The organism is Rhodosalinus halophilus (assembly GCF_003298775.1).
GTDB lineage: Bacteria > Pseudomonadota > Alphaproteobacteria > Rhodobacterales > Rhodobacteraceae > Rhodosalinus > Rhodosalinus halophilus.
The window spans coordinates 245,628-259,028 of the sequence record NZ_QNTQ01000005.1; the positions used below are offsets into that span (position 1 = coordinate 245,628).

Consider the following 13,401-nt stretch of genomic DNA (forward strand, 5'->3'; position numbering starts at 1 on the left):
GGGCGAACGGATACCCTGCGGCATGTCGCGAATCGTCAGGTCCGTCGTGCAAGAGCGGATAGGCTCGCGGCGCGCGCCGGGCTTCCGGCGCGCTTTTCACGACGGATCGAGAGGGCGGAGGCACGGCGTCATGCAGGCGCTCGACGGGCTGGGATATCGCGGCGCGGTGGGTCTCACGCTGGCCGCCTCGCTGCTGTGGGGCGTCTGGTGGATGCCCATTCGCTGGCTCGAGGCCGAGGGCCTCGAAGGGGTCTGGGCCAGCCTCGCCATGGGGCTCGCGGCCCTGCCGGTGTTCGGGCTCATGGCGCTGCGGGACCGCGCGGGCGCGGTCACCGCGCCGCAGGCGCTGCTTGGCGCTCTGCTGATGGGTCTCGCGGCGATGCTCTACGGCGCGGCGCTGGCCTTCACCGACGTCGTGCGCGCGGTGGTGATCTTCTATCTCGCGCCGGCCTGGTCGACGGCCATCGAATGCCTGTTCATGGGCCGCCGCTGGAGCCTGCGCAGCGGCATCGCGCTGGGGCTGTCGTTCCTGGGCGTTGCCACGATCTTCCGCTTCGACGTCACGCTGGACAATCTGGCGGCCGGCGACCTGGCCGCGCTCCTCTCCGGGCTGGCCTGGGCCGTGGGCGCGGCGCTGGTCTTTTCCCGGCCGGGCGGGCGGCCGGTCGCCCTGTCCTTCTTCGCCACCCTCGGGCTGGTGCTGGCCGCGGCGGCGGTGCTCGTTATCGGCGGCGCGGCCGCGGGGCGCTGGCCGGGTGGCGCGCAGGCGCTGGAGGCCGTGCCGCTCGCACTGGCCACGGGGCTGCTCTACATCGTGCCCGTACTTCTGGTCACGATATGGGCGGCGCAGCGCCTCGCCCCTGCGACGATGAGCTTTCTGCTGACGGCCGAGATCATCGCGGGCGTCGTCTCGGGCGCCCTCTTCCTGGCCGAGCCCTTCGGCGTGCCGGAAGCGGTCGGCGCCGCGCTCATCATCCTCGGCGCCACGGCCGAGGCGATCGCGCCGCCGATCCGGCGCGCGAGTCCTGTCGATTCCGGTCAAACCGGGCCGGGACAAGGCGGCTAGGGTCGCGTCGCAACCAGTCGGGAGGCCGCAATGATCGAACAGAAGGTGCTGACCTGGGACAGCCAGGATCCCGAGCACGCGCTGACGCTGCCGTCGCGGTATTTCTTCGACCAGGAGATCTTTGACAAGGAAGTCGAGCGCATCTTCACGCCTGCGTGGCACTGCGTCTGCCACGATTGCGAGATTCCCGAGGCGGGCGATTTCGTGAACTTCGAGATCCTGGGCCAGAGCGTGCTGGTCGTGCGGGGCGAGGACGGCGGCGTGCACGCGCTGCACAATGTCTGCCGGCATCGCGGCACCCGGCTGGTGCAGGCCCGGCGCGGGCGGCTGTCCTCGATGATCACCTGCCCCTATCACGCCTGGTCCTATCACCTGGACGGTCGGCTGCGCCACGCGCCGCGCTGCGAGAAGCTGGCCGACTTCCGGCGCGAGGACTGGGGCCTCGTGCCCGTGCGGCTGGAGAACTACGCAGGCTTCTGGTTCGTCAACTTCGACCCGGACGCGGCACCCGCCGCCGAGCAGTTCGCCGGCGCGGAAGAGGCGATGCGCCCCTTCTTCCCGGACCTCGACGACCTGCGCTTCGTCGAGGAGGTGGACATGTATGTCGACGCCAACTGGAAGGTGATCGTCGACAACCAGATCGAGGGCTATCACTTCAAGCTCTCGGGGCCGCACCACAAGGAGCTCGCCGCGCTGATCGATTTCGACGGCTACACGCTGACGCAGCACGGCAAGTGGTGGGACTTCGTCGGGCCGCCGCGCGACGTGGACACCGCCTTCGGCCATCCCGTGAAGGACGAGAAATACCAGACCAACTGGTTCTACAACATCCAGCTCTGGCCCACGACAACCTTCTACGCCTTCCCCTATGCCGACGCGATCGGCAGCTTCAACCAGATCCCCCTGGGGCCGGAAAGGACGCTCCTGCGCTTCGGGCATTACGTGCCGAAATCGCGCCCGCAGAGCGAACTCAGCAAGGCCGCGATCGCCTGGTTCAACGAGAAGCTGGGGCCCGAGGACATCGACCTGAACCTCTACGTGCAGCGGGGCCTGCACTCGATGGCCTTCGATCAGGGGCGCTACATGATCGACGCCCAGCGGGGGCCGAACTCGGAGCATCTGCTGCACCACTTCCACACGCTGGTGTATCAGGCGATCCATCGCTGACGCCCTGATGCAGCCCGACATCATCATCGTCGGCGCCGGCTCGGCCGGCGCCGTGCTGGCCAACCGTCTCACCGAGGACGGGCGGTTGCGCGTCCTTCTGCTCGAGGCCGGGCCGAAGGACGGGGCGCTCAGCCTGCGCGCGCCCGCCGCGATGGTGCAGAATCTCACGAGCCACCGCTACAACTGGGCCTATCCGGGCGAGCCCGAGCCGGGGCTGGACGGGCGCAGCTTCGTGCACGACCGCGGGCGGGTGCTGGGCGGCTCCTCCTCGATCAACGGCATGGTCTGGATCCGCGGACATGCCCGCGACTACGACACATGGCGCCAGCGCGGCTGCGAGGGCTGGAGCTTCGCAGAGGTGCTGCCCTACTTCCGGCGGGCCGAGAGCTACGCGGGGGGCGCGGACGATTTCCGCGGCGGCGAGGGGCCGATGCGGATCGCCCGGCCCCGGCCCGATCACCCGCTCTCCCGCGCCTTTCTCGAAGCCGGGCGACAGGCGGGCTATCCCGAGACCGAGGACATCTGCGGCGCGCGGCAGGAAGGGTTCGGCGTGCTCGACCGCTCGGTGCATCAGGGCGTGCGCTGGAGCACGGCGCGCGGCTATCTCGACCCCGCCCGCGGGCGGGACAATCTGGAGATCCGCACCGACGCGACGGTGAAGCGCGTGGTCCTGCGCGAGGGCCGCGCCGCGGGCGTGGAACTGCGTCGCCCGGACGGCGCGACCGAGGTGATCGAGGCGGCGCGCGAGGTGATTCTCTCGGCCGGCGCGGTGGGTTCTCCGCATCTGCTGATGCTCTCGGGGATCGGACCGGCCGCGCAGCTGGCCGAGCACGGCATCGCGGTCGCGCGCGACATCCCCGGCGTCGGGCAGAACCTCAACGACCATCCGGACTACGTGCTGAAATGGCGCGCCACAAAACCCGTTTCGGTCTGGCCGCAGACGCGCTTTCCGCGGCGCTACATCGAAGGGGTTCGCTGGCTACTGAACGGCGAGGGGGTCGTGGGGACGAACCACTTCGACGTGGTGGCCGCGATCCGCTCGCGCCCCGGCGTGGACTACCCCGACCTGCAGCTCACCATCGCGCCCATCGCCATGCAGGGCCTGACCTGGGAGCCGGTCGCGGACCACAGCTTTCAGATCCATGTCGGGCTGATGCGCGCGGCGAGCCGGGGCGAGATCACCCTGCGCGCGCCCGACCCGCTGATGCCGCCCCGCATCCTGTGCAACTACCTCAGCCAACGCAGCGACGTGGACGCGATGCTCGCCGGCATCCGGCTCACGCGCGATCTGGTGGCGCAGCCGGCCTTCGACGGATTGCGCGGCGAAGAGATCGCGCCGGGCGAGCCGGTGCGGGACGAGGCCGCGCTCGAGGCGGCGCTGCGCGCCAACTGCCTGAGCCAGTGGCACCTGTCCGGCACCGCGCGCATGGGTCCGGCAGATGACGTCGGTGCCGTCGTCGATCCGCAGGGGCGGGTGCATGGCGTGCCCGGCCTGCGCGTGATCGACGCCTCCGTGATGCCGGAGGTGGTGAACTCCAACACCAACGCGCCGACGATCATGATCGCGGAGAAACTGGCCGATGCGGTGCTCGGGCGTGCGCCGCTGCCGGCCGCCCAAGTCGAGGCTCAGGACGCCCCACAGCCCGTGTCGCCAGCCTAGAGTCCCGGCGTGGCACGCCCCCGACCACCGGGCCGGAGCCCGCAGGGCGCCGGCCCCAACGCGGCACGCGCTAGGGAAGACGCCCTTCGACGATATATCGCAGGATCTCCGCGACCTGGCGCGGCTCGCGCGCGACGGCGTTGGCCGCGGCGTCCACCTCCTTCAGGGCGTGGTCGTGCTCTGGCGGATGCAGGATGATCAGCGGCCGGCCCAGCGCGGCGGCGTAGCCCGCGTCGAAGGCCGCATTCCACTGCTTGTACTTGTCGCCGAAGCGGACGACGACGACATCCGCTTCCTCCAGCGCGGTGCGCGTGCGGATTGCGTTGAGCAGCGCTCCCTTGCGGTCGTGCCAGAACTTGTCATCCTCCGCGCCGAGGATCGCCACGCCGCAGTCGTCGCTCGCCGCGTGATCGGTCACCGGCGCGGTGAACCGGATGCCGAGGCCTTCGGCCGCGGCCTTCACCTCGTCGCGCCAGTCGCTGTGGATCTCGCCTGCGAGATAGACGGTCAGGGTCATTCGCTCCTCCGCTCGGGCTGGTCGAAATTCTTCAGGATGTCGGAGACCTCGGCCTCGCTCACCTGTCCGAAGCGCCGATAATGCAGGCCGACGGCCTGAAAGGCGCGAGGTCGGTACAGGCAGATCACGTTGTCGGCCTCATGCGCGAGGCGCTCCAGCGTGTCGGGCGGGGCCACCGGCACGGCGAGCCATACCGCCTCCGGCGTGCGCGCGCGCAGGCCGCGCAGCGCCGCGCGCATCGTGGCGCCCGTGGCGATCCCGTCATCGACGACGATGGCCGTTCGCCCGGCAAGGTCTGTCGGCGCGCGGCCGGCGAGCCAGCGTGCGCGCCGCTCGGCGATCTCGCGCGTCTTCTCCTCGATCTGGACGGCGAAGTCGCGCTCGTCCAGACCGGCCATGGCGAGCACCTCGGGATTGTAGACCGCCTGCGGCGGCTCGCCGTCCACGAGCGCACCGGCGGCGAGCTCTTCATGCCCCGGCATGCCGAGCTTGCGCACGAGCAGAAGGTCGAGGGGCGCGCCCAGCCGCTCGGCCACGACCGCCGCGACCGGCACGCCGCCCCGCGGCAGCGCGAGAACGACGGGACGCGCCGGGCGCTCGGCGGCGACCGCCTCGGCCAACTGCTCGCCTGCCTGCTTCCGGTCCTCGAACATCGCGTCTCTCCCGTGTCGCGCCGCGGGACGCAGCCTGCCGCGATCCGGGCGCGGACGCCTTGACCGGGCGCAAGCCGGCGGCGGTTCAGCCCCGCAGCTCTGCGCCCGTCGCGGCACGGACCTTGTCGACGATGCGGCCCGAGACGGCCTCGATCTCGGCCTCGGTCAGCGTCTTGTCCCGCGGCTGAAGGCGCACGGAGAGCGCAAGCGATTTGCGTCCCTCTCCGAGACCGCCGCCGGCGAACTCGTCGAACACCTCGACCGACTCGATCAATGTCTTGTCTGCGCCGCGCGCCGCGTTGACGAGAGCCGCGGCTTCCACCCCGGCATCAACCACGAAGGCGAAATCGCGTTCCACCGCCTGCAGATCGGAGGCCGCGAGCGCCGGGCGCGCGGCACCCGCCCGGCGCGGCGCGGGGATCTCCTCGGGCCAGAGCGTGAAGGCGACCGCGGGCCCCTTCACGTCGAGCGCCCGAAGCACGCGCGGGTGCAGTTCGCCGAAGGTGCCGAGCGTCTTCTTCGGGCCGAGGCAGAGGCGGCCGTGCCGGCCGGGATGCCACCACGCCGCCCCGCCGCGCAGCACCTGCACGCCCGCGGGCGCGCCGAGCGCGGCGAGCACGGCCTCCGCGGCGGCCTTGGCATCGAATGCGTCGGCGTCACGGCTGGCCCCATGCACGTTGCGCGGCACCGCGCGGCCCACGAGCACGCCCGCCACCTGCAGGTGCTGCTCGCCGGGCTCCGGCCCGTGGAAGGCCGGGCCGATCTCGAAGAGCGCCAGATCGGCGAAGCCGCGCGCCTGGTTGCGCGCCGCCGCCTGCAGGAGGCCGGGCAGCACGTCGGGCCGCATGTGCGTCATCTCCGAGCTGATCGGATTCTCGAGCGCCAGCCTGTCGTCCCCCCCGAAGAGCTGCGTCGCCTCCCGGTCGATGAAGCTGTAGGTGACGCATTCGTTGAAGCCCGCGGCGGACAGCGCGCGGCGCGCGGCCTGCTCGCGGCGCTGCAGCGGCGTGAGCACGGGGCCGGTGACCCCCTGCGTGGGCCGCGGCAGCGGCCTGCCCTCCAGCCGGGTGAGGCTGGCCACCCGCGCCACTTCCTCGACGAGATCCGCCTCGCCCATCACGTCGGGCCGCCAGGAGGGCACATGCGCCATGTCGCCCTCGAGGGTGAAGCCCAGCGCGGTGAGGGTCTGGCGCTGTTCCGCCTCGGGCAGATCCATGCCGACGAGCGAACGCACCCGGTCCGGGTCGAGCCGGTAGGCGCGGGAATGGTCCGGAATGCCACCCGCAACCACCACCTCGGAGGGCTCGCCGCCGCAAAGGTCGAGGATCATCCGCGTCGCGTCCTCCAGCCCCTTGACCGTGTAGGCCGGGTCGACCCCGCGCTCGAAGCGGTAGCGGGCGTCGGAATTGATCTTGAGCGCGCGGCCGGTCAGCGCGATCTGCACGTTGTCCCAGTAGGCGCTTTCGAGGAAGACGTCGGTCGTCTCTTCCGTCACGCCGGTGGGCTCGCCACCCATGATGCCCGCGATGCTCTCGGGGCCGCTGTCGTCGGAAATGACGATGGCGCCCTCGGGGAAGCGATAGGTCTTTTCGTCGAGCGCCAGCAGCTCCTCGCCGCCCGCCGCACGATGCACGCGCAGGTTGCCCGCGACCTTCGCGGCGTCGAAGACATGCAGCGGGCGGTTGCGGTCGAAGGTGAAGAAGTTCGTGATGTCCACCAGCGCCGAGATCGGGCGCAGCCCGATGGCGCGCAGCCGGTCCTGCAGCCACTGTGGCGAGGGGCCGTTCCGGACGCCACGGATGACGCGGCCGGCGAAGACCGGGCAGCCATCCTGCGTATCCGCGTCGATGGTCACGCCGATGGGGCTGGCGAAGGCGCCCGGAACCGGCGTCGACTCCCGCGGCTTCAGCGTGCCGAGGCCGCGCGCGGCGAGGTCGCGCGCGATGCCGCGCACGCCGAGCGCATCGGGCCTGTTGGGGGTGATGGCGATCTCGATCACCGGATCCACCTTGGCCGGGTCATGGGCCGCCAGCCAGTCCACGAAGCGCTCGCCCACATCGCCCGAAGGCAGCTCGATGATGCCCTCGTGTTCGTCGGAGAGCTCCATCTCGCGCTCGGAGCACATCATCCCGTGGCTCTCGACGCCGCGGATCCTGCCCACCTGAATCGTGGTGTCGAGGCCGGGGATGTAGGTGCCCGGATGCGCGATGACGGCGATGATGCCGGCCCGCGCATTGGGTGCGCCGCAGATGATCTGCTTTTCGCCCTGATCCGTCTCGACCCGGCAGACGCGCAGCCGGTCGGCGTCGGGGTGCTGCTCGGCCTCCAGAACCTTTCCCAGCGTGAAGCCGGCAAGCCGCTTCGCGGGATCGAAGACCTCCTCGACCTCGAGGCCCAGATCGGTCAGCGACTCGGCGATCTCGTCGACCGTGGCTGTGGTTTCCAGATGGTCCCTGAGCCAGGAGAGGGTGAATTTCATCTTGCGCGTCCCTTGGGCCTCGATCGCGCGCGGGATAGCCGATCGGGCGTCCCGGTGGAAGAGCCCGCCCGCGCCACCGGGGCGCGCAGAAAATTCTTCGCACGAAGAATTTTCGGCCCGACGCCCCCGAAGGCGGGATCCGTCCGGAGGCGGCGGCGGTTTTTCGTACGAAGAATCGCCGGGGACCTCAGTCGTCGTCGCGGATGATGTCGGGCACGCCCAGACGGTCGATCAGCCGGTTCATCTCGCGCTCGACAAGGCCCATGTTGCTGTCGCGCACCGTGGGCAGCAGGGCCCGCGCGCGCCGCACCTCGGCGTAGTCCAGCGTCGCCGAGATCAGTTCCGGCTCGGTCCCCGCGACCGCCAGCGGCTCGCCGAAGGGGCCCAGGATGCGCGAGCCGCCCCAGAAGGTCAGATCCTCCTCCGGCCCCACGCGGTTCATCATGACCGAGGGCGCCCCGTACATCATCGAGTAGAAATGCATCGTCGCCGCCCAGCCCGCGGGGTTGTCGAAGCCGTCGCCCACCGCCTCGACGCCAGAGGAGATCGGCGAGACCAGGAGCGTCGCACCATGCAGGAAAGCCAGATGCACCAGCGCCGGGTTCCACAGGTCGGCGCAGATCAGCAGGCCAAGCCGCCAGTCCTCGGCGATGGCGTGGGTGTCCACGAAGCGGCCCTGCGCGTAGTACTTGGTCTCGATCAGCTTGCCGTAGGAGGGCAGGTTGATCTTGCGGTGCAGGTAGATGCAGCGCCCGGCCTTGTAGACGCCCGCGGCATTGTAGAACTGCGCAGCCGGCCCTTCCTCGATGAAGCCAAGGATCAGGATCGTCTCCCCCGCCGCGCGCGAGAGCGCCAGCAGCCGCGGATCGTTGCGCTTCATCGTCACGTCGAGCAGCCGCTCGGCGCCGTAGTGGCCGACGAGGCTCAGTTCGGGGAACACCAGCACATCGGCACCCGCCGCCTGCGCCTGTGCCACCCAGGCGTGATGCGTCTCGAAGTTGGCGTCGAGGTCGCCGATATGGCTCGCGAACTGCGCGGCGGCGAGGGTCAGGCTCTGCGACATGGCGAGGCTCCTTACGGGTCGGGCCGCCCGTAGGCGGCCGCGCGGCTTCGGTCAACCGCCGCTCATCCCCGAAGCCGTCGGGCGAGGTCGTCATCGTCGCCCATGGCCAGCAGATGCAACTCACGGATCAGACGGATGCTGGGCTTGGCCATGAAGAGCACCGAGCCCACCGTGAAGAACCAGATCGCGGCGGTTTCGTACTGCTTCCAGAAGAACAGCACGGAGCCCACCGTGAAACAGAGCGCCGCGCCGAAGTCGACGCAGGTATAGGCGATCTCCCAGAGCGCCCAGATCCGGCGCGAATTCTCGTTACGCTCGCGGTTCGAGAGCCTGAAGAGTTGCATGCGTCACTCCGTCCTGTCGTGGTTCCGCCGTTCGCGTCCCCGGCGGCGCTGCGCGCGCCGCCAGAGCGCCACCGCCCCCGCCGGCATCAGCACAACGGCCCAGGCGGTGGCATTGATCCGGGTGAGGTCGGCCTTGAGCTCTGCCGGCACGCGGTCCGAGGTCCAGAGCCCGACGTGCCCTGCAACCACCAGTGCCGCGACGACAAGGGCGAAGAGAATGCGCATGACGGTCAGTCTAGCGCGCGGCCGCGCGGGGTCACGGATGCGGCCCGTCTCCGCATTTCGACCAGAACCAGATCGCCAGCCAGTCGAAGTCGTGCGCGACCCCCTGGGCCTTCAGCCAGTCGTCCTGCAGCGTGTAGGCCTCCATCTCGCTGGCGTTCGGGCACTCCCAGGTTCGGTTGAGGAACTGCACGTCGTGGATCAGCTCGTGCAGCAGGATGGATCGGTGCCATGTGTCGCCGGGTGACCACGGCGAGACCAGGTAGATCACCCGCGCCTGGTAGTCGTAGACGCCGCCCTCGCCCGGCTGGACCAGCGTGCCGCCGCCGGGGTAGTCCAGCGCGTCGCCCTCGTCGCAGAACAGGATCAGCGGCGGGTCGGCACGCGCCGGGCTCACGTCGTAGTCGGACGCCTCCTCGATCCAGTCGAGCAGCTCCTGCACCAGCGCATCGGGCGGGCGGAGGCAGAAGGCGTGCTCGCCGGCGATCTCGGCGCGCGGGAGGTCGGGCAGGATCACGCAGAACGCTGCCAGCAGGAGGGGACGCAAGGCGCAGGCCATGCCCCAGCCTAGCGGCCGGGGGCCACCGCGTCACCCGCGCCGCGCGGCCTTCGCGTCGATCCCGGCCATGATGGTGCGCGCCGCGTCGCGCCCGATCCCGGCGATGGTCACGTCGGCCTCCACCTCCATGCAGACCGGCCCGGGAGCCAGCTCCGAGGCCTCCGCCATGAGCCAGCGATCCATGAAGGCGATCAGGCGGGGAAGGAGCAACCATGCACGCCCGCCATCAGACTGCCGCTACCGCGACAGCCCCCTGTGCAGCGTCGGCACGTCCAGGGCGGCGAAGCCGTAGTGGCGCAGCCAGCGCAGGTCTGAATCGAAGAACGCGCGCAAATCCGGGATGCCGTATTTCAGCATGGCGATCCGGTCGATTCCCATGCCGAAGGCGAAGCCCTGCCAGGCGGCGGGGTCGATGTTGCCGGCCATGAGCACCTTGGGGTGGACCATGCCGGAGCCGAGGATCTCCAGCCAGTCGTCGCCCTCGCCCACCTTGAGCGTGCCGCCCTCCCAGGAACAGCGGATGTCGACCTCGGCCGAGGGTTCGGTGAAGGGGAAATGCGAGGCGCGGAAGCGCAGCTCGACCTCGTCCACCTCGAAGAAGGCCTTCACGAATTCCTCGAGCACCCATTTCAGGTTCGCCATCGAGATATCCTTGTCGATGGCCAGCCCCTCGACCTGGTGGAACATCGGCGTATGCGTCTGGTCGTAGTCGGCGCGGTAGACGCGGCCGGGGCAGATCACCCGGAGCGGCGCGCCCGCCATCTCCATCGCGCGGATCTGCACCGGCGAGGTGTGGGTGCGCAGCACGTGGGGCGGGCGGTTGTCGCCCTCGGCGCGGGCCATGTAGAAGGTGTCCATCTCCGCCCGCGCGGGATGGTGGCCGGGGATGTTGAGCGCGTCGAAGTTGTGCCAGTCGCTTTCCACCTGCGGGCCTTCGGCCACCGAGAATCCCATGTCGGCGAAGATCGCCGTGACCTCCTCGGTCACCTGGCTGATGGGGTGCACGGTGCCCATGCGCTGCGGCCGCGCGGGCAGGGTCACGTCCAGCCACTCGGTGCGCAGGCGTTCCTCCAGCGCGGCGTCGGCGAGGGCGGCGCGCTTGGCGGCGATGGCCGAATTGATCTCGTCCTTGAGCGCGTTGAGGCGCGGGCCGGCCTCCTTGCGCTCTTCGGGGGTCATGCGGCCCAGCTCGCGCATCTGCGCGCTGATCTCGCCCTTCTTGCCGAGCGCGGCCACGCGCACCGCCTCGAGCGCGGCCGCGTCGCCCGCATCGGCGACCGCTTTCAGCCACTTTTCGCGAAGATCGTCCATGTCCGCATCCCCTTTGAGCGCCGCGCCGGTGCTAGCCTGCAGGCCGAAAGAGCGCAAGCGCGCGGCATGACGCACGTCAATGCGCTGTCGGACTCGGCGGCTATGCTGCCCTTGCGCCCGGGCCGGGCGCGCTTCGCGAGGGAGACGCGGTCATGGACGATGTAGAGAAGCTGCTGAAGGGCACGGTCGAGGAACTGGATCGGCTGCTCAGCGCCAAGAACGTGCTCGGCGCGCCGATCGAGAAGGATGGCGCGACGGTCATCCCCATCGTGAGCTACGGCTTCGGCTTCGGCGCGGGCGGCGCGCAGACCAAGACCGGCCCCTCGGGCGGGACCGGCGCGGGCGGCGGCATCAAGCCGGTGGGCGCCATCGTCTTCGACGCCGACGGCGCGCGCGACGAGGCCGTGAAGGGCACCATGTCCAGCATGGCGGACGTGGTGCGCGACGTGGCCGCGGCGGCGGTCGAGCGCGGCGCGAAATCCGCCGGCGGCGCGGGCGAGAGCTGATCGCGGGCGATGCTCGCGGCAGCCCTCTGGACGCTCGCGGCGCTGGTGCTGGCCACGCTCGCCGGGCTCATCTGGCTGCCGATCCGGGTGGAGGGGCGGCTGGCGCGCGCCGAGCGGGTGGAAGCGCGGCTGACGCTGGGGCTTTTCGGCGGGCTGCTCCCGATCCGGATCGGCGGCAGGCGCGCGCGGCCCCGGGCCGTGGCCCCCGAGCCCGTGGCGCGGGAGAGGTCGCACCGTTGGCGCCGGTATCGGCGCGGCGGCGCCATGCTGCGCGCGGCCCCCGACCTGACGCGCGGTCTCCTTCGCGCGGTCCGGGTCGAGCGGCTGCGCGTGGACGGCGCCTTTGGCCTGCTGGACCCTGCGGACACGGGCCAGCTTTTCGGCCTGCTCTGCCCCTTGCTTTACGGGCTGCCACCCTCGGCGCGGCGCGAGATCGCGCTGCGGCCCGTGTTCGACGGCCCCAGCTTGACGGGGGAAGCGGAGGGACGGGTGGCGGTGACTCTGGCGCCCGCGCTTGGCGCGGCGATCCGCTTTGGCTGGAGGGTGCTGTGGAACAGGTGAGCCGCGTGCAGCTGGATGCGCCTGTCGAGACGCCGCATGGCACGGTCGCCGCGCTGTGCCGCGTGACGGTGCGGGCCGGGCCGCGATTGGACGCGCGCGCGGCGCGCGCCCGCGTCGCCGGGGTGCTGGGCGGCGGTGAAAAGACCGCGCTGGCGCTGATGGTGATCGCCGGTCAGGAGCTGCGCTGCCTGCGCCCGGATGGCGGGCACATGACGGAGCAGGAAGCCGAAGCACTGCTGCCCGGGTGCCTCGCCGCCTTTCGCCGGGCTGTCGCCGGCCGGTAGACCGATGCGACCGCGGAAACGAGAAAGGGCCGCCCGAGGCGGCCCCCCTGTCATTCGTCACGCGGCACGGCTCAGGCCGCCAGCGCGCCCTTGGCCTTCTCGACGATGGCGCCGAAGGCGTCGGGCTCGCGCACGGCGAGATCGGCCAGCACCTTGCGGTCCACCTCGATGCCGGCCCGGTTCAGGCCGTCGATGAAGCGCGAATAGGTCAGGCTCTCGTCATGCGCCCGCACGGCCGCATTGATCCGCTGGATCCAGAGCGCGCGGAAATTGCGCTTGCGGTTCTTGCGGTCGCGCGTGGCGTACTGATTGGCCTTGTCGACCGCCTGGCGGGCGACCTTGAAGGTGTTCTTGCGCCGGCCGTAGTAGCCCTTGGCGGCCTTCAGGACCTTCTTGTGGCGCGCGTGGGTGACGGTTCCGCCTTTGACTCGGGACATGGGTCGGTGCTCCTCAGCGCTGGTAGGGCATCATCGGCTTGACGATCTGCTCGTCGGCCTTCGACATCACGGCGGTGCCGCGGGCGTTGCGGATGAACTTGTTCGTCCGCTTGATCATCCCGTGGCGCTTGCCGGCCTGCTGGAACTTGACCCGGCCCTTGGCCGTCACCTTGAACCGCTTCTTGCAGCTCGACTTGGTCTTGAGTTTCGGCATTTCCGTCTCCTGATCGGTCGGTGTGGCGCGCGACTCGGCATGCCGTCCGGGCCGGCCGCGCGAAGTGAGGTCGCGCGTATAGGCGATCCTCGGCCGAGGCGCAAGAGCGGGCACGTCAGGGCAGAAAGCCGCCGATCACCCCCACGATCACCTCGGGGATCTCCTCGAAGCGGTAGCCGCCGGGCTTCGTGGTCAGCGCCCAGAGCACGAGACCGCCGGCCACGATCGCCGCGAAGGCCGCCACGCGCGGCGCGCGTCCCTCGGAATAGGACGAGACCATCGCGGGGATCGCGAACACCCCGACGACGAGACCGACGACGAGCGCCACATCAGGGTTCATGCCCCCTGCCTCCCTGTA

Annotated in this window: 18 protein-coding genes; 6 read left to right on the plus strand and 12 right to left on the minus strand. The window is 70.6% G+C overall.

Features of this window, described 5'->3' with window-relative positions; translation table 11 throughout:
• The first annotated feature begins 130 nt into the window (after positions 1-130).
• From DRV85_RS06440 to DRV85_RS06450, 3 genes are read left to right on the plus strand one after another with little or no spacing between them, the layout of a single operon-like run.
• Positions 131-1,066: a DMT family transporter gene (locus tag DRV85_RS06440; protein ID WP_158540115.1), complete on the plus strand. Its 936-nt coding sequence runs from the start codon at positions 131-133 to the stop codon at positions 1,064-1,066.
• Between the two features lie 30 nt (positions 1,067-1,096).
• Positions 1,097-2,233, plus strand: a complete 1,137-nt coding sequence (locus DRV85_RS06445; protein ID WP_113288618.1) for an aromatic ring-hydroxylating oxygenase subunit alpha — start codon at positions 1,097-1,099, stop codon at positions 2,231-2,233.
• Between the two features lie 7 nt (positions 2,234-2,240).
• Positions 2,241-3,893 carry a choline dehydrogenase gene (locus DRV85_RS06450; protein WP_113288619.1) on the plus strand — a complete coding sequence of 551 codons (1,653 nt, stop codon included), beginning with the start codon at positions 2,241-2,243 and terminating at the stop codon, positions 3,891-3,893.
• Positions 3,894-3,963: 70 nt separating this feature from the next.
• Here DRV85_RS06450 and DRV85_RS06455 read toward each other — a convergent pair whose 3' ends face one another.
• From DRV85_RS06455 to pheS, 9 genes are all read right to left on the minus strand, one after another.
• A complete protein-coding gene (locus DRV85_RS06455; protein WP_113288620.1) occupies positions 3,964-4,410 on the minus strand; it encodes a YtoQ family protein in 447 nt (148 codons plus the stop codon).
• A complete protein-coding gene (locus tag DRV85_RS06460; RefSeq protein WP_113288621.1) occupies positions 4,407-5,063 on the minus strand; it encodes a phosphoribosyltransferase in 657 nt (218 codons plus the stop codon). Before DRV85_RS06460 ends, DRV85_RS06455 begins: the two co-directional genes overlap by 4 nt.
• An 85-nt stretch (positions 5,064-5,148) precedes the next feature.
• On the minus strand, positions 5,149-7,542 hold the full coding sequence (pheT, locus tag DRV85_RS06465) for a phenylalanine--tRNA ligase subunit beta (RefSeq protein WP_113288622.1): 2,394 nt from the start codon (positions 7,540-7,542) through the stop codon (positions 5,149-5,151).
• Between the two features lie 187 nt (positions 7,543-7,729).
• Positions 7,730-8,605 (minus strand): nitrilase-related carbon-nitrogen hydrolase, encoded by an 876-nt coding sequence (locus DRV85_RS06470; protein WP_113288623.1) that lies wholly within the window; start codon positions 8,603-8,605, stop codon positions 7,730-7,732.
• A gap of 62 nt (positions 8,606-8,667) precedes the next feature.
• Entirely contained in the window at positions 8,668-8,949 is a 282-nt protein-coding gene (locus DRV85_RS06475) for a YrhK family protein (RefSeq protein ID WP_113288624.1), read from the minus strand.
• A 3-nt stretch (positions 8,950-8,952) separates the two neighbouring features.
• Entirely contained in the window at positions 8,953-9,174 is a 222-nt protein-coding gene (locus tag DRV85_RS06480; RefSeq protein WP_113288625.1) for a phenylalanyl-tRNA synthetase subunit beta, read from the minus strand.
• Positions 9,175-9,205: 31 nt separating this feature from the next.
• Positions 9,206-9,718: a DUF6647 family protein gene (locus DRV85_RS06485; protein ID WP_158540116.1), complete on the minus strand. Its 513-nt coding sequence runs from the start codon at positions 9,716-9,718 to the stop codon at positions 9,206-9,208.
• 42 nt (positions 9,719-9,760) lie between these two features.
• A complete protein-coding gene (locus tag DRV85_RS06490; protein WP_158540117.1) occupies positions 9,761-9,913 on the minus strand; it encodes a hypothetical protein in 153 nt (50 codons plus the stop codon).
• A gap of 54 nt (positions 9,914-9,967) precedes the next feature.
• Positions 9,968-11,041: a phenylalanine--tRNA ligase subunit alpha gene (pheS, locus tag DRV85_RS06495; RefSeq protein WP_113288628.1), complete on the minus strand. Its 1,074-nt coding sequence runs from the start codon at positions 11,039-11,041 to the stop codon at positions 9,968-9,970.
• A gap of 152 nt (positions 11,042-11,193) precedes the next feature.
• Between pheS and DRV85_RS06500 the strand changes: the two genes are divergently transcribed.
• The 3 genes from DRV85_RS06500 to DRV85_RS06510 are packed head-to-tail and all read left to right on the plus strand — an operon-like array spanning position 11,194 to position 12,392.
• Positions 11,194-11,547, plus strand: a complete 354-nt coding sequence (locus DRV85_RS06500) for a spore germination protein GerW family protein (protein ID WP_113288629.1) — start codon at positions 11,194-11,196, stop codon at positions 11,545-11,547.
• 9 nt (positions 11,548-11,556) lie between these two features.
• Positions 11,557-12,108, plus strand: a complete 552-nt coding sequence (locus tag DRV85_RS06505) for a DUF2953 domain-containing protein (RefSeq protein ID WP_113288630.1) — start codon at positions 11,557-11,559, stop codon at positions 12,106-12,108.
• Positions 12,096-12,392 (plus strand): hypothetical protein, encoded by a 297-nt coding sequence (locus tag DRV85_RS06510; RefSeq protein WP_113288631.1) that lies wholly within the window; start codon positions 12,096-12,098, stop codon positions 12,390-12,392. The genes DRV85_RS06505 and DRV85_RS06510 overlap by 13 nt, the downstream gene beginning before the upstream one ends.
• 71 nt (positions 12,393-12,463) lie before the next feature.
• On the opposite strand, the gene rplT is transcribed toward DRV85_RS06510, so the two are convergent.
• The 3 genes from rplT to DRV85_RS06525 form a co-directional block, all read right to left on the minus strand.
• Positions 12,464-12,829, minus strand: coding sequence for a 50S ribosomal protein L20 (gene rplT, locus DRV85_RS06515; RefSeq protein WP_113288632.1), 366 nt, complete (start codon positions 12,827-12,829; stop codon positions 12,464-12,466).
• A 13-nt stretch (positions 12,830-12,842) separates the two neighbouring features.
• Positions 12,843-13,043, minus strand: a complete 201-nt coding sequence (rpmI, locus tag DRV85_RS06520; RefSeq protein ID WP_113288633.1) for a 50S ribosomal protein L35 — start codon at positions 13,041-13,043, stop codon at positions 12,843-12,845.
• Positions 13,044-13,158: 115 nt separating this feature from the next.
• Positions 13,159-13,383, minus strand: coding sequence for a hypothetical protein (locus tag DRV85_RS06525; RefSeq protein ID WP_113288634.1), 225 nt, complete (start codon positions 13,381-13,383; stop codon positions 13,159-13,161).
• Between the last annotated feature and the right edge of the window lie 18 nt (positions 13,384-13,401).

What these genes read in the sequence shown, in the direction of transcription:
- DRV85_RS06440 (WP_158540115.1), top strand. Translation starts at nt 131, where the DNA reads ATGCAGGCGCTCGACGGGCTGGGATATCGCGGCGCGGTGGGTCTCACG.
- DRV85_RS06445 (WP_113288618.1), top strand. Translation starts at nt 1,097, where the DNA reads ATGATCGAACAGAAGGTGCTGACCTGGGACAGCCAGGATCCCGAGCAC.
- DRV85_RS06450 (WP_113288619.1), top strand. Translation starts at nt 2,241, where the DNA reads ATGCAGCCCGACATCATCATCGTCGGCGCCGGCTCGGCCGGCGCCGTG.
- DRV85_RS06455 (WP_113288620.1), bottom strand. Translation starts at nt 4,410, where the DNA reads ATGACCCTGACCGTCTATCTCGCAGGCGAGATCCACAGCGACTGGCGC.
- DRV85_RS06460 (WP_113288621.1), bottom strand. Translation starts at nt 5,063, where the DNA reads ATGTTCGAGGACCGGAAGCAGGCAGGCGAGCAGTTGGCCGAGGCGGTC.
- pheT (WP_113288622.1), bottom strand. Translation starts at nt 7,542, where the DNA reads ATGAAATTCACCCTCTCCTGGCTCAGGGACCATCTGGAAACCACAGCC.
- DRV85_RS06470 (WP_113288623.1), bottom strand. Translation starts at nt 8,605, where the DNA reads ATGTCGCAGAGCCTGACCCTCGCCGCCGCGCAGTTCGCGAGCCATATC.
- DRV85_RS06475 (WP_113288624.1), bottom strand. Translation starts at nt 8,949, where the DNA reads ATGCAACTCTTCAGGCTCTCGAACCGCGAGCGTAACGAGAATTCGCGC.
- DRV85_RS06480 (WP_113288625.1), bottom strand. Translation starts at nt 9,174, where the DNA reads ATGCGCATTCTCTTCGCCCTTGTCGTCGCGGCACTGGTGGTTGCAGGG.
- DRV85_RS06490 (WP_158540117.1), bottom strand. Translation starts at nt 9,913, where the DNA reads ATGGATCGCTGGCTCATGGCGGAGGCCTCGGAGCTGGCTCCCGGGCCG.
- pheS (WP_113288628.1), bottom strand. Translation starts at nt 11,041, where the DNA reads ATGGACGATCTTCGCGAAAAGTGGCTGAAAGCGGTCGCCGATGCGGGC.
- DRV85_RS06500 (WP_113288629.1), top strand. Translation starts at nt 11,194, where the DNA reads ATGGACGATGTAGAGAAGCTGCTGAAGGGCACGGTCGAGGAACTGGAT.
- DRV85_RS06505 (WP_113288630.1), top strand. Translation starts at nt 11,557, where the DNA reads ATGCTCGCGGCAGCCCTCTGGACGCTCGCGGCGCTGGTGCTGGCCACG.
- rplT (WP_113288632.1), bottom strand. Translation starts at nt 12,829, where the DNA reads ATGTCCCGAGTCAAAGGCGGAACCGTCACCCACGCGCGCCACAAGAAG.
- rpmI (WP_113288633.1), bottom strand. Translation starts at nt 13,043, where the DNA reads ATGCCGAAACTCAAGACCAAGTCGAGCTGCAAGAAGCGGTTCAAGGTG.
- DRV85_RS06525 (WP_113288634.1), bottom strand. Translation starts at nt 13,383, where the DNA reads ATGAACCCTGATGTGGCGCTCGTCGTCGGTCTCGTCGTCGGGGTGTTC.